This window comes from Citrobacter sp. CK188, assembly GCF_030333525.1.
GTDB classification, from domain to species: Bacteria; Pseudomonadota; Gammaproteobacteria; order Enterobacterales; family Enterobacteriaceae; genus Citrobacter_B; species Citrobacter_B koseri.
Genome location: NZ_JAOWFU010000036.1, coordinates 195153 through 208558, shown reverse-complemented (window position 1 = coordinate 208558; position 13406 = coordinate 195153). Strand labels below are relative to the sequence as shown.

General features: G+C 55.5%; 8 protein-coding genes. 2 read left to right on the top strand and 6 right to left on the bottom strand.

The genetic code is table 11. From position 1 onward, the window contains the following. Nucleotides 1-80: 80 nt before the first annotated feature. Together OGV67_RS18545 and metH are read right to left on the bottom strand one after the other, a co-directional pair. Complete coding sequence (locus tag OGV67_RS18545; protein WP_024130841.1) at nucleotides 81-1712, bottom strand: Na/Pi cotransporter family protein; 1632 nt, start codon at nucleotides 1710-1712, stop codon at nucleotides 81-83. Nucleotides 1713-1938: 226 nt separating this feature from the next. After that, a complete protein-coding gene (gene metH, locus OGV67_RS18540; protein ID WP_024130842.1) occupies nucleotides 1939-5622 on the bottom strand; it encodes a methionine synthase in 3684 nt (1227 codons plus the stop codon). 197 nt (nucleotides 5623-5819) lie between these two features. Between metH and iclR the strand changes: the two genes are divergently transcribed. After that, nucleotides 5820-6644, top strand: coding sequence for a glyoxylate bypass operon transcriptional repressor IclR (gene iclR / locus OGV67_RS18535; RefSeq protein ID WP_047459716.1), 825 nt, complete (start codon nucleotides 5820-5822; stop codon nucleotides 6642-6644). 83 nt (nucleotides 6645-6727) lie between these two features. On the opposite strand, the gene aceK is transcribed toward iclR, so the two are convergent. The 4 genes from aceK to metA all read right to left on the bottom strand — a co-directional run bounded on the left by aceK (nucleotide 6728) and on the right by metA (nucleotide 12688). Then, the gene (gene aceK / locus OGV67_RS18530; RefSeq protein ID WP_115615260.1) at nucleotides 6728-8455 is read right to left on the bottom strand and encodes a bifunctional isocitrate dehydrogenase kinase/phosphatase; all 1728 of its coding nucleotides are present in this window, start codon (nucleotides 8453-8455) and stop codon (nucleotides 6728-6730) included. A gap of 97 nt (nucleotides 8456-8552) precedes the next feature. Then, nucleotides 8553-9857: an isocitrate lyase gene (gene aceA, locus OGV67_RS18525; protein ID WP_024130843.1), complete on the bottom strand. Its 1305-nt coding sequence runs from the start codon at nucleotides 9855-9857 to the stop codon at nucleotides 8553-8555. Nucleotides 9858-9888: 31 nt separating this feature from the next. Continuing rightward, nucleotides 9889-11490 carry a malate synthase A gene (gene aceB, locus OGV67_RS18520; protein WP_012134676.1) on the bottom strand — a complete coding sequence of 534 codons (1602 nt, stop codon included), beginning with the start codon at nucleotides 11488-11490 and terminating at the stop codon, nucleotides 9889-9891. A gap of 268 nt (nucleotides 11491-11758) precedes the next feature. Then, complete coding sequence (gene metA / locus OGV67_RS18515) at nucleotides 11759-12688, bottom strand: homoserine O-acetyltransferase MetA (protein ID WP_012134677.1); 930 nt, start codon at nucleotides 12686-12688, stop codon at nucleotides 11759-11761. Nucleotides 12689-12844: 156 nt separating this feature from the next. Between metA and OGV67_RS18510 the strand changes: the two genes are divergently transcribed. Beyond that, nucleotides 12845-13282 (top strand): acetyltransferase, encoded by a 438-nt coding sequence (locus OGV67_RS18510; protein ID WP_058668401.1) that lies wholly within the window; start codon nucleotides 12845-12847, stop codon nucleotides 13280-13282. Nucleotides 13283-13406 lie beyond the last annotated feature (124 nt).

The window sequence follows — 13406 nt, the reverse complement described above, 5'->3', positions numbered from 1 at the left end:
TACGCTTATCAGGCCTACAGGATAGTGCTTATAACGTAGGCCGGATAAGGCATTTCACGCCGCCATCCGGCAATCAGCAATCAATAGTCATCCCGCTCGTCGTCTTCATCCGGCTGCTCCAGCACGCTGTAAGCCACCGAACAAAACAGCGAATTCAGGCGTTGCATATCGCCCAGCAGTCCCAGATGCAATGAGCTGGTTTCGATGCTCTGTACGTTCTGCTGGTGCAGGCGATCCACATGCGCATGTGAATAACGACGATTGAGAATACGGAAACGATGTTTGCTACGACGCAAACGTCGGGCGCTGGTGACGTCGCCGGAGAAAAACACCGACATCGCCAGTTGCAGGTTGCTGAGTAACTGATCATACAGCGCATCCAGCTCTTTCAGCCCTTCAATGGAAAACGCCCGCCGCGCCGCCAGCGACTTGTCGGCAATCTCGCTGCCCATCCGTTCGACGATATCCGAGGCCTGCTCCAGGTTCAGGGACATCTCGATGATTTCCGCCCAGCGCCGCGACTCTTCCTCCGCCAGTTCCTCTTTCGGCATCCGCGCCAGATAGAGTTTGATGGCGGTGTAAAGCACGTTGATATCATCCGCCAGCTTGCGCAGCTCTTTCTCTTCGCGCGGCTCGCCGTGCATCACCTTTTTCAGACCTTCCATCATCTGCTCCATCGCATCACCAATGCGCAGCGCTTCCCGGGCGGCATTGGCCAGCGCGAGCGTTGGCGTGTCCAGCGCGCTGACATCCAGATGTTTAGGCTTCAGATGGGCATCCAGCTCCGGTTCATCGCGGATAATACGTTTACAGAAACGCGCCATCGGTTCGGCGAACGGAATCATCACCAGACACCGCGCCAGGTTGTAAAAAACGTGGAAGTAGATAACCAGTTCGGATTTTGGCAGCGGTAACGCATCCATCGTATCGGCCAGCACATGGACAAACGGCAGGATAATCAGGCTGCCCACCAGCTTAAACAGCAGACTGCCCAGCGCCACGCGGCGAGCGGCGGCATTGGCTGCGCTGTTGTTGAGCATCGCCAGCAGGCCGGAACCGAGGTTGGCGCCGATGACCAGGCACAACGCGACCGGGAACGATATGATGCCCGCCGCCGTCAGCGTGGCCGTCAGCAGGACGGCAGCCAGGCTGGAATAGCTGATGATGGCAAACATGGCGCCAATCAGTGCATCCAGCATGATGTCGCCGGTCAGCGAGGCGAAGATGACCTGTACGCCATTCGCCTGAGTAATCGGCGTCACCGCCTGCACGATCAGCTCCAGCGCCAGCAGTATCAGGCCAAGACCGATCCCCACTCGCCCCAGTTGTCCGGCGCGTGACTGCTTACGCCCCAAAAAGAAGATAACGCCGATGAAAATCAGCAGCGGCGATAACCATGACAAATCAAAGGTAAGGATACGCGCCATCAGCGCGGTCCCCACGTCGGCCCCCAACACAATCACCAGTGCAGGCGTCAGGGCGACCAGATCCTGGGCGACAAATGACGTCACCAGCATAGTCGTGGCGTTACTGCTTTGCACCAGCGCAGTAACGCCGATACCCGCGCAGAAGGCGAGCGGTTTCTTTTCAACACTGCGGCTGAGAACGGTACGCAGACGAGCGCCGAAAACGCGCATCACGCCGGTACGCACAATATGGGTGCCCCACACCAGCAGGGCAACAGCAGAAAGCAGGTGTAGCAGAGTTAACACAGAATCAGGTACTCCTTATCATTATTATGATGTTCAGCCTTTTTACCGGATAGCGCTGCGCTTATCCGGCTTACGGGGATATTTATAGGCCGGATAGGCGTTTACGCCGCCATCCGGCAAGCAGCCCCGTGAACCTTCTTCCAGTATAAGGGTTTCAAAACAATAAAGAGACAGGGCGCCCGATGAGCACCCTGTTTGTTGTAAGGAAAAATGACAGTTTTATGAACTAGTCGGCATCATAGCCCAGGTTGGAGGCCAACCAGCGCTCCACCTCCGCGACCGTCATTCCTTTACGCTGCGCATAATCCTCCACCTGATCGCGCTGTATTTGCGCGACGGTGTAGTACTTGCTGTCAGGATGGCTGAAGTACCAACCGGAAACGGAAGCGCCCGGCCACATGGCGTAGGATTCGGTCAGCTTCATGCCGGTGTGTTTTTCCACGTCCAGCAGTTGCCAGATGGTACCCTTCTCAGTGTGCTCCGGGCAGGCCGGATAGCCTGGCGCCGGACGAATCCCCTGATAGTTTTCGCGGATCAGCTCCTCGTTGCTGAGGTTCTCATTCGCCGCATAGCCCCAGTAAACTTTACGCACCCGCTCATGCAGGTATTCCGCAAAGGCTTCCGCCAGACGGTCGGCGATCGCTTTGACCATAATCTTGTTGTAATCATCATGCTGCGCCTCGAATGCCTCTGCCAGCGCATCCTCTTCCAGACCGCCCGTGACGGCGAAGGCGCCGATGTAATCCTCTTTGCCGCTCTGTTTCGGCGCAACAAAGTCAGACAGGCAATAGTTGGCGAAACCCACCTTCTCCGTTTGCTGACGCAGATGATGGCTGACCGCCAGCACATGGGTACGCGTCTCATCGCGGTAAATTTCGATATCATCACCCACACGGTTTGCCGGGAACAGCCCCACCACGCCACGCGGATTGAGCGTCTTCTCGGCACTCAGTTTATCCAGCATGTCGTTGGCGTCTTTAAACAGGCGTTTCGCCTCTTCGCCCACCACCTCGTCTTCGAGAATGCGCGGATATTTCCCGGCCAGCGACCAGGTCATAAAGAACGGCGTCCAGTCGATGTAGTTGCGCAGCGTTTCGATACTGGCCTCAACGTCCTGCACGCCCAGACGATGAGCGACAGGCGGTGTATAGCTTTCCCAGTCAAATGCCAGGTCATTATCACGCGCGGCGGCCAGCGTCACCGGCGGCGTGCGCGGTTTCTTACGCGCATGCTGGATGCGCACGGTTTCATACTCTTTACGGGTACGGGCGACAAACTCATCGTGCTGGGTTTCAGACAGCAACGCCGCCACGACGCCCACGGTACGCGAGGCGTTCTGGACATAGACCGTCGGGCCGCTGTAGTTCTGCTCAATCTTCACCGCCGTGTGCGCTTTGGACGTGGTCGCGCCGCCAATCAGCAGCGGGATGGTGAAGCCCTGACGTTCCATCTCCTTCGCCACGTTGACCATTTCATCCAGCGACGGGGTAATCAGGCCGGAGAGACCAATCAAATCCGCATTCACTTCCTTTGCGGTTTTGAGGATTTTTTCTGCCGGCACCATAACGCCAAGATCGATGATTTCATAGTTGTTGCACTGTAAAACGACACCAACAATGTTTTTGCCAATGTCATGCACGTCGCCCTTCACGGTGGCGATAACCATTTTACCGTTGCTGGAGCCCTGCTCTTTGCTGGCTTCAATAAACGGTTCCAGATACGCCACCGCCTGCTTCATGACGCGGGCCGATTTCACCACCTGCGGCAGGAACATTTTGCCTTCGCCGAACAGATCGCCCACCACGTTCATACCGTCCATCAGCGGCCCTTCGATAACCTCGATCGGACGCGTCGCCTGCTGACGGGCTTCTTCGGTATCCTGTTCGATAAACTCGGTAATGCCTTTTACCAGCGAATACTCAAGGCGTTTTTTCACTTCCCAACTGCGCCATTCCGCCTGTTGCGCATTGGCTGAATCATCGGCTTTGCTGCCACGGTATTTTTCCGCCAGCGCCAGCAGACGCTCGGTGCTATCGTCGCGGCGATTGAGGATCACATCTTCCACCGCGTCGCGCAGTTCGGCGGGCAGGTCGTCATAAATCGCCAGTTGCCCGGCGTTGACGATCCCCATGTCCATGCCGTTACGGATGGCGTAGTAGAGGAACACCGCATGAATCGCTTCGCGCACCGGGTCGTTGCCGCGAAACGAGAAGGAGACGTTAGAGACGCCGCCGGAGATCAGCGCGTGCGGCAGTTCGCGTTTGATATCTTCACAGGCGCCGATAAAGTCCTGCGCGTAGTTGTTGTGCTCGTCGATACCGGTCGCTACGGCAAAAATGTTCGGGTCAAAGATAATGTCTTCCGGCGGGAAACCCACCTCTTTGGTGAGAATGTTGTACGCCCGGCGGCAAATCTCGATCTTACGCGCGCGGGTATCGGCCTGCCCTTGTTCATCAAAGGCCATCACCACCACCGCCGCACCATAGCGACGCAGCAGCTTCGCATGGTGGATAAAGGTTTCCACGCCCTCTTTCATCGAAATGGAGTTAACGATGCCTTTACCCTGAATGCATTTCAGCCCTTTTTCGATGACCTCCCATTTTGAGGAGTCGATCATGATCGGTACGCGGGCGATATCCGGCTCACCGGCAATCAGGTTGAGGAAGCGCACCATCGCGACTTCGGCGTCGAGCATCCCCTCATCCATGTTGATATCGATAATCTGCGCGCCGCTCTCCACCTGCTGGCGGGCGACATCCAGCGCTTCGCTGTATTTCTCTTCTTTGATCAGCCGCTTAAATTTAGCGGAACCGGTAACGTTAGTACGCTCACCCACGTTTACAAACAGGCTGTCATCGCCAATATTCAACGGCTCAAGGCCAGAGAGGCGACAGGCAACCGGAATATCGGGCAGTTTACGCGGCGCTAAACCATCAACCGCGCGGCTCATCGCGGCAATGTGTTCCGGCGTCGTCCCACAGCAGCCGCCGACAATGTTGAGAAAGCCCGACTCCGCCCACTCGCGGATCTGCTTCGCCATCGTATCAGCATCAAGATCGTATTCGCCGAAGGCGTTAGGCAGACCGGCATTCGGGTGCGCGGTGACATAGCATTCGGCAATGCGCGCCAGTTCCTGCACATACTGGCGCAGTTCATCCGGCCCCAGCGCGCAGTTAAGACCGAAGGTGAGCGCTTCGGCGTGGCGCAGCGAGTTATAAAACGCTTCGGTAGTCTGGCCGGAGAGCGTGCGCCCGGACGCATCGGTAATCGTGCCGGAGATCATAATCGGCAGCTCGACGCCCAGTGCTTCAAATTCTTCTTTCACCGCAAAAACGGCGGCTTTCGCATTCAGCGTGTCAAAGACGGTTTCAATCAGAATCAGGTCTGACCCACCTTCCACCAGCGCTTTGGTGGATTCGCGATAGGCCGCGACCAGCTGATCGAAGGAGATATTACGAAACGCCGGGTCGTTCACGTCCGGCGAGATGGATGCGGTGCGGTTGGTTGGGCCAAGCACGCCCGCAACGTAGCGCGGTTTTTCCGGCGTGCGCGCCGTCCATTCATCGGCGCAGGCACGGGCCAGTTTCGCAGCGGTAAAGTTGATTTCCGCCGACAGGGATTCCATCTGGTAATCCGCCATCGCAATCGTCGTGGAGTTAAACGTGTTGGTTTCGATGATATCCGCACCCGCCTCAAAGTAAGCGTGATGAATCGCGGTAATCACCTCCGGCTTGCTGAGTACCAGCAGGTCGTTGTTGCCTTTCAAATCGCAGGGCCAGTCAGCAAAACGCTCGCCGCGAAAATCCTCTTCACTCAGGCGATAGCTCTGGATCATTGTCCCCATGCCACCATCCAGAACCAGAATACGTTCATCTAACTGCGCACGCAGTTGTTCAACTTTGCTGCTCACGACTTGCTCCCGACAACACTCAACCTGGACCGAAAAAAGGCCAACAAACCATACTGGCATAAACACGACAGGCGGAAAAGAGAACAACGGGCAACATGAGACATGTTCAGCTTCACTCCTCCGATCAGTGCAGGAATTCTTGCATTATATTTTAATAAAACGAAAATGATTTCCACGATACAGAAAAGGAGTCCGCCATGGTTGCCCCTGTCCCCGCGAAACGCGGTAGAAAACCCGCCGCTGCCACTGCGCCCGCAACCGGGCAGGTTCAGTCGCTGACCCGTGGCCTGAAGCTGCTGGAGTGGATTGCCGAATCCAACGGCAGCGTCGCGCTGACCGAACTGGCGCAGCAGGCGGGCCTGCCGAACTCCACGACTCACCGTTTGTTGACCACCATGCAGCAGCAGGGCTTTGTGCGACAGGTGGGAGAGCTGGGCCACTGGGCCGTGGGCGCCCATGCGTTTATCGTCGGCAGCAGTTTTTTGCAGAGCCGTAATCTGCTGGCGATTGTCCATCCTATCCTGCGCAAACTGATGGAAGACTCCGGCGAGACGGTCAATCTGGCGGTGCTGGATCAGAGCGATCACCAGGCGATTATTATCGACCAGGTACAGTGCACACAGCTGATGCGCATGTCTGCGCCCATCGGCGGCAAACTGCCAATGCACGCTTCCGGCGCCGGGAAAGCGTTTCTGGCGCAACTCAGCGAAGAGCAGGTGACTGGCCTGCTGCACCGTAAAGGGCTGCATGCCTATACCCACGCCACGCTGGTGTCGCCGGTACATCTGAAAGACGACCTCGCCCAGACGCGCAAGCGCGGTTATTCCTTTGATGATGAAGAGCACGCGCTTGGCCTGCGTTGCGTTGCGTCGTGCATTTACGACGAGCACCGCGAGCCGTTTGCCGCGATCTCAATTTCCGGGCCGATTTCCCGCATCACTGACGATCGCGTCACCGAGTTTGGCGCGATGGTGATTAAAGCGGCGAAAGAAGTCACGCTGGCATACGGCGGGTTTAGATAAGCAAGGCTTGCCGGATGGCGGCGCAAGCGCCTTATCCAGCCTACAGTCACGAGTAGGCCCGGTAAGCGCAGCGCCACCGGGCGTCAAGCCGCAAATCTGAAGCAAAACCGCTGTTTGCGCCGATAGGCGTAAACATCTTCCACATGTCCTTCGCGGATACGCGTCTGTAACGCCCGCCAGTAGTCGGCACGGAACAGGTCGGCGTGCATTTCCTCAAATAACGGCCCAATTCTTGGGTCAGCGCACAGCCAGTGGCGAAACTCTTCCGGGAAAACATCCCCTGGCGAAACGCTGTACCAGGGCTCGCTGGCCAGCTCATCTTCCGGGTAGCGCGCTTGCGGAATGTCGCGGAAATTCACTTCCGTCATGTAGCAAATTTCATCGTAATCGTAGAACACCACGCGCCCGTGGCGGGTGACGCCAAAGTTTTTAAACAGCATGTCGCCGGGGAAAATGTTGGCGGCGGCAAGCTGGCGAATCGCATTGCCGTACTCTTCAATCGCGTCACGCAGTTGCTGGCCCTCCACCTGCTCCAGCCAGATATTCAGCGGCACCATACGACGCTCAATGTAGAGATGGCGAATCACTATCTGATCGCCAAGGTCGATGATTTTCTCCGGCGCCTCCTGACGCAACAGCGTCATCAGCGCTGGCGCGATTCGCCGCTTCTCCAGCACAAAGTTCTCGAACTCCTGCGTATCGGCCATCCGCCCGACGCGATCGTGTTCTTTAACGAGTTGATAGCAGGCGCGCACATGGGCGGCCGACATCTCCTTTTGTGGGGCAAACGTATCCTTGATGATCTTAAACACCCGGTCAAAGCCCGGCAGCGTAAACACCAGCATCACCATGCCGCGAATACCGGGCGCTTCAATAAACTGCTCATCGCTGTTCGCCAGATACAGTAAATACTCGCGATAGCTCTCGGTTTTCGCATGCTTCTGACAGCCAATCGCCATGTACAGCTCGGCGGTGGTTTTACCTGGCAGGATCTCACGCAGCCACTCAACCAGCGCGGCGGGCAACGGCGCGTACACCATGAAGTAGGAACGGGCAAAACCAAACACGATACTAGCCTCAGCCGTGGTGGTCAGGCAGGTATCGACAAACAGTTCGCCTTCATCGGTGCGATGAATCGGCAGCAAAAACGGCAACGTGCCGGCTGGGGTCAGCAACTTCCCCACCAGCCAGGCGGCTTTATTGCGATAAAACAGCTCATTCGCCACCTGCAAATGGCTGCGGTGCAAAGCCTCCGCTCCGAACGCTTCCGTCAGGTGAGCAATGATGTAATGAATATCACGGCTTTTGTTTTGCCAGGGCAAACGCAGCGGTAGATCGCTGAGAATACGCGTCAACAGCGGTTCCCAGCCGTGATCGGGGAAGAAATCTTTCGCCAGCGGGCGCGGGATCGTGCGAAACCGGCGTTCAGGCTGGGAGCTAAAGATAAAAAGCCGCTCGGGAGTGAGCGAGCGGTGGTCAAATAACCGACAGTAGACGGAGTTAAAAAAGCTCTCCGCAATCTCGAAGCGCGGGTAATCCGGCAACAGCCGGGTGTAATGCTCTTTGACGCGCAGTAAAAAGGCCGCATCGGTGCTTTTGCCGTCAGTAATGCAGCGCAACTGTTCCACCACCAGACCAACGTGATGATCGTAGAGGTGGATACGGCTTTTCATCGCCTGCTGCACGGCATGCCAGTCGGCCTGTTCAAAGCGCTGCTGCGCGCCGGAAGTCACTTCCAGAAATCGACCATACTGCGCGTCAAAGCCTTGCAGGATGGTTTGAGCAATCAGTAATTCCAGGCCACGCGACATGGTTTGTCCTCATCGGTTGCCGGATGGCGGAGCAAGCACCTTATCCGGCCTACGGTTCGGGGTAGGCCGGATCAGCGTAAGCGCCATCCGGCATGAATCAGAACTGCGATTCTTCAGTAGAACCCGTTAATGCCGTCACTGAGGAGGTGCCACCCTGAATAATGGTGGTCACTTTGTCGAAGTAGCCTGTCCCCACTTCCTGCTGATGGGACACGAAGGTGTAACCGTCTTTGGCCGCCGCAAATTCTGGCTGCTGAACCTTCTCAACGTAGTGGCGCATGCCTTCACCCTGCGCATAGGAATGTGCCAGGTCGAACATGTTGAACCACATGCTGTGGATGCCCGCCAGGGTGATGAACTGGTACTTGTAGCCCATGTCCGACAGCTGCTGCTGGAAGCTGGCGATGGTTTTATCGTCCAGGTTCTTCTGCCAGTTGAACGACGGCGAGCAGTTGTAGGCCAGCAGTTTACCCGGGTATTTCGCATGGATGGCATCGGCAAAGCGCTTCGCCAGTTCAAGGTCCGGCGTGGAGGTTTCGCACCACACCAGGTCTGCGTAAGGCGCATACGCCAGCCCACGGCTGATCGCCTGCTCAATACCGGCACGCGTGCGGAAGAAGCCTTCGCTGGTGCGTTCGCCGGTAATAAATTCACTGTCGTACGCGTCGCAGTCGGAGGTTATCAGATCTGCCGCATCCGCGTCGGTACGGGCAATCAGCAACGTCGGTACGCCCATCACGTCAGCCGCCAGACGCGCAGCCACCAGTTTCTGAATGGCTTCCTGCGTCGGCACCAGAACTTTGCCGCCCATATGGCCGCACTTCTTCACCGACGCAAGCTGATCTTCGAAGTGAACAGCCGCTGCACCGGCTTCGATCATCGATTTCATCAGTTCAAACGCGTTCAGTACGCCGCCAAAACCGGCCTCCGCATCGGCAACGATCGGCAGGAAGTAATCGACAAAGCGCGGATCGCCAGGCTCAATGCCGGACGCCCACTGGATCTGATCCGCACGACGGAAAGTGTTGTTGATCCGATCCACGACCGCCGGAACAGAGTTTGCCGGGTACAGCGATTGATCCGGGTACATGCTGGAGGCCAAGTTAGCGTCCGCCGCCACCTGCCAGCCGGACAGATAGACCGCCTCAATGCCCGCTTTCGCCTGTTGCAACGCCTGGCCGCCAGTCAGTGCGCCGAGGCTGTTGATGTAGCCTTTTTTCGCGTCGCCATGCAGCAGACGCCACATTTTGGCCGCGCCAAGCTGCGCCAGCGTACATTCCGGGTTGACCGAGCCGCGTAATTTCACCACTTCCTCCGCGCTATACGGGCGACGGATACCTTCCCAGCGCGGTTGCGTCCATTCTTTCTGTAACTCTTCGATTTGTTGGGTACGGGTTTTCATGTGCAGATGCTCCATATTGTTATGTGGTGAGTTAAGCCAGCAGGCGGTAGCCTGGCAGGGTCAAGAAATCGATCAGTTCATCAGAGGTAGTGATCTGTTCCATCAGGCGCGCGGCTTCATCAAAGCGCCCGCTGCTGAAGCGGTGCTCTCCCAGCTCGTCCTGGATCACCAGCATCTCTTCGGCCAGCATCTGGCGGAATAGCGCTTTCGTGACGGGTTTGCCGTTGCTCAGGGTTTTCTCGTGATGAATCCATTGCCAGATAGAGGTACGGGAGATTTCAGCCGTTGCCGCATCTTCCATCAGGCCATAAATCGGTACGCAGCCATTGCCGGAGATCCATGCTTCGATGTACTGCACCGCCACGCGAATATTGGCGCGCATCCCCTCTTCGGTACGATCGCCCTCGCAGGGCGCCAGCAGCTGTTCGGCAGTAATGGGCGCATCTTCATCACGGGTAACAAACAGCTGGTTCTGGTTTTCGCCCAGCGCCTCGTTAAAGACCGTCATCGCGGTGTCCGCCAGCCCCGGATGCGCGATCCAGGTGCCGTCATGACCGTTATTGGCTTCCAGCGCTTTGTCCGCTTTCACTTTGTTGAGCACTTGATTGTTGCGCTCGGCGTCTTTGCTCGGGATAAACGCCGCCATGCCGCCCATCGCAAATGCGCCGCGCTTGTGGCAGGTTTTGATCAACAGCCGTGAATAGGCGCTGAGGAACGGTTTATCCATCGTCACCACCTGACGGTCCGGCAGGACGCGATCCGGGTGATTTTTCAGTGTTTTGATATAGCTGAAAATGTAATCCCAGCGGCCGCAGTTAAGACCAACAATATGGTCACGCAGCGCGTGCAGGATCTCATCCATCTGGAAGACGGCAGGCAGAGTTTCAATCAGCAAGGTGGCTTTGATGGTGCCGCGCGGCAGATTAAAACGGTCTTCGGCATAGCTGAAGACTTCGCTCCACCAGGCGGCTTCCTGCCAGGCCTGAGTTTTCGGCAGGTAGAAATACGGACCGCTGCCTTTTGCCAGCAACGCTTTATAGTTGTGGAAAAAGTAGAGAGCGAAATCAAACAGGCTGCCAGGAATGGCTTCGCCACGCCAGGTCACATGTTTTTCCGGCAGGTGTAAACCGCGTACGCGACAAATCAGTAACGCCGGGTCCGGCTTGAGTTGATAGATTTTCCCGGCTTCGTTGGTGTAGCTGATGGTGCCGTTCACCGCATCACGTAGGTTGATCTGGCCATCAATCACTTTGCTCCACTCCGGCGCCAGTGAATCCTCAAAGTCGGCCATGAACACTTTCACGTTAGCATTCAGCGCGTTAATCACCATTTTACGTTCTACCGGGCCGGTGATTTCCACGCGACGATCCTGTAAATCGTCAGGAATGCCGCGAATTTTCCAGTCACCCTCACGAATGGAAGCGGTTTCCGAAATAAAATCAGGCAACTTACCGTCATCAATATCCTGCTGTTGCTGAATACGAGCAGCGAGGAGTTTGTTACGCTTTGGCGTAAAACGCGTCACCAGTTCGGTCAGAAACTCTACCGCTTCAGCGGTCAGAATTTGCTTCTCCTGCTCACCATGCGGCCTGGTAAAGGTCAGTTCATCGGTTGTCGTTGCCTGTTGATTCATTATGCAGCTCCTCGTCATTGATCCGAATACATCCCCAATGCGAACGAAGGATCGTTGTGTGGTTTTCGTTCAGCACAACTAAGACTACTCAATTAAATTCCAAAATCAAAAACAATTTCCATTTTTAATTTAATTATCAATTAACTTATTGATAACAATAAAAATAAAGTTTAATTACAAGATGAGCGGCATTTCAGAAATAAAAAAGGCACCCGAAGGTGCCTGTTTCAACATGCTGAAACGCTTTAGGATCGTGCGCTACAGAAGATTAATCCAGCGTTGGATTCATGTGACGCAGATCATATGGCGTGATCTGGTAGACGTAATAGTTGAGCCAGTTGGTAAACAGCAAATTACCGTGGCTGCGCCAGGTCGCGCGAGGTTTGTTTTGCGGATCGTTTTTCGGGAAATAGTTGTACGGTACATTCGGACTTAAACCTGCTTCAACATCCCGGAAATATTCACTGGCCAGCGTATGGGCATCGTACTCCGGGTGACCGGTTACAAACGCGATTCGTTTATCTTTGCTGGCGAACAGGTAGGCATCTCCATCTTCGGTTTCCGCGAGGATCTCAAGGTCGGTATAGTCCCGAATCAGCGCCGCCGGGAAGTCGGCATAGCGTGAGTGCGGAGCAAGGAATGAATCATCAAAACCACGAGTCAGTAAAGCATGAGGATGAAGGATGTGATGTTCGTAGACGCCGGAAAGTTTATCTGTGCGGGTTTGCTTCGGAATGCCATAGAGAATATTAAGCGCGGCCTGTACCGCCCAACAGACAAACAGCGTTGAGGTGACGTGATCTTTTGCCCACTCCAGCACCTGCTTAATCTGCGGCCAATACGCAACATCATTAAACTCCACCAGGCCCAGAGGTGCGCCGGTGACAATCAGCCCATCGAAATTCTGATCGCAGATATCCTCGAAGTTACAGTAGAAGTTGTTCAGATGCTCTGCCGGTGTATTACGCGATTCACGGGCATCAATCCGCAAGAGCTGAACATCGACCTGAAGCGGTGAGTTTGACAACAGGCGCAGGAACTGGTTTTCCGTTTCGATCTTCTTCGGCATCAGGTTGAGGATAAGCACCTTCAGCGGACGAATTTCCTGGCCAGAAGCGCGGGATGTCGTCATAACAAAGACGTTTTCCTCACGTAAGAAATTGACGGCGGGTAGCTCGTCCAGCACGCGAATTGGCATAACCTGATAACCTCACTACATACGTTTAAACGTTTAGACATCCAGATAGCTGAAGATACCCAGAAATTCTTCTAATGTCGAGCCTGCATGTTGAAGGTGAGAAAGTTTCACGGCGGTGTTTACGATAGAATATAAGCACAAAGAAAAGGAGATAATATGGTTATTAGCATTCGCCGATCGCGGCAAGATGAAGGGGAAAAACTGATTGCTATCTGGTGTCGTTCCGTTGATGCTACGCACCATTTCCTGTCTGCATCCTATCGGAGCGAGCTGGAAGAGCTGGTGCGTTCTTTTTTACCAGAAGCGCCGTTATGGGTGGCAGTGACAGAGCAGGATGAGCCCGTCGCGTTTATGCTGCTGACCGGGCAGCACATGGATGCCCTGTTTGTCGATCCCGACGTTCGTGGCTGCGGCGTAGGGAAATTGCTGGTTGAGCATGCGTTTACGCTGGCCCCCGAGTTAACAACCAACGTTAACGAACAGAATGAACAAGCGGTTGGGTTCTACAAAAAGATGGGATTTAAAGTGACAGGACGTTCAGAGGTAGACGATCTTGGCAGACCGTATCCGTTATTGAATCTGGTTCATACGTAGGCCGGATAAGGCGCAGCCGACATCCGGCTGCGCCCGGACGCATAAACGCAAAAAGGCCATCCCTCAGGATGGCCTCTTCACTTAATTAATGCCTGGCAGTTCCCTACTCTCGCATGGGGAGACC

Coding starts and splice junctions, on each gene's coding strand:
- iclR (WP_047459716.1), top strand. CDS start 5,820: ATGGTTGCCCCTGTCCCCGCGAAACGCGGTAGAAAACCCGCCGCTGCC.
- aceK (WP_115615260.1), bottom strand. CDS start 8,455: ATGTCGCGTGGCCTGGAATTACTGATTGCTCAAACCATCCTGCAAGGC.
- aceA (WP_024130843.1), bottom strand. CDS start 9,857: ATGAAAACCCGTACCCAACAAATCGAAGAGTTACAGAAAGAATGGACG.
- aceB (WP_012134676.1), bottom strand. CDS start 11,490: ATGAATCAACAGGCAACGACAACCGATGAACTGACCTTTACCAGGCCG.
- metA (WP_012134677.1), bottom strand. CDS start 12,688: ATGCCAATTCGCGTGCTGGACGAGCTACCCGCCGTCAATTTCTTACGT.
- OGV67_RS18510 (WP_058668401.1), top strand. CDS start 12,845: ATGGTTATTAGCATTCGCCGATCGCGGCAAGATGAAGGGGAAAAACTG.